The 1,209-nt window shown below is 64.0% G+C and carries 1 protein-coding gene; it reads right to left on the reverse strand.

The window, feature by feature from the left end:
• Positions 1–1,049 (reverse strand): thioredoxin domain-containing protein (locus EN879_RS36490; protein WP_164774864.1); only part of this gene is annotated, 1,049 nt, incomplete at its 3' end.
• Positions 1,050–1,209 lie beyond the last annotated feature (160 nt).

Raw genomic sequence — 1,209 nt, forward strand, 5'->3', positions numbered from 1 at the left:
AACAATGCGGAATCGTCGCCAAGGGCGGCTTCGATCTCGTCGCGGCTCCAGGTGTAGAACAGACCTTCCTCGCCGTCGCTGTCGGCATCGAGACTGGCGGCAAAGGCACCGCCGTCGACGCGCATTTCGCGCAGCAGCCAGCCGATCGTCTCTTCGATTCGCACCCGGAACAATTCATTGCCGCTTGCGGCATAGGCCCAGTTGCAGAAGCGGAGGAGCTGGGCATTGTCGTAGAGCATCTTTTCGAAATGCGGCACCAGCCACTCGGCATCGGTCGAGTAGCGGCTGAGCCCGCCGCCGATGTGGTCGTAGATGCCGCCGCGCAGCATCTGTTCGAGGCTGTTGAGGACGTCGTCGCGATGGGCGGCATTGCCATCACGCAGCCAGGACAGCCACAGCGTTTGCATGAACGGCGCGTTGGGAAATTTAGGCGCGCCGCGCAATCCGCCGAGATCACGGTCGATCATGCCGTCGATGCCCTTGGCCAATTCCGCCAGCGTGGCGCGGTCGAGCACGGTTCTGGCATGCGAACCGGCGAGCCTCGCCTCGACATGCGTCGTCAGGCCGTCGGCGCTCTGGTTGAGGCTCGCCCGCTTCTCCCGCCACGCCTTGTCCACCGCCTCCATCACCTGGATGAAGCCGGGGCGGCCGTAGCGCGGCTCGCGCGGAAAATAGGTGCCGCCCCAGAACGGCTTGCCGTCCGGGGTCAGGAACATGGTCAGCGGCCAGCCGCCCTGCTCGCCCATCGAGGACAGCGCCGCCATATAGATCTGGTCGATGTCCGGGCGCTCCTCGCGGTCGACCTTGATATTGACGAACAGACGGTTCATGACGGCGGCGATGCCATCGTTTTCGAAGCTTTCATGCGCCATGACATGGCACCAATGGCAGGCGGCATAGCCGACCGAGAGCAGGATCGGCCTATCCAGCGCTTTCGCCTCTTCGAGCGAAGCCGGCGACCAGGCCCGCCAGTGGACGGGATTGCCGCTGTGCTGCTGCAGATAGGGGCTGGCTTCTTCGGCAAGCAGGTTTTGCGCGGGCAGCGTCACTGGGCAAACTCGGGTGCGATTGGCTGATAGGCGTGAAGCTAGGGCGGTTCAGTAGAGCGGGCAAATGATTTCAGGCGATTCCATCGTAGCGCTGTCGAGCGGCCGGCTGCCTGCCGGCCTCGCCGTCATCCGAATTTCCGGCCCACAGACTCGATTCGTC

It is taken from the genome of Mesorhizobium sp. M7A.F.Ca.AU.002.02.1.1 (genome assembly GCF_003998535.1).
GTDB lineage: Bacteria > Pseudomonadota > Alphaproteobacteria > Rhizobiales > Rhizobiaceae > Mesorhizobium > Mesorhizobium ciceri.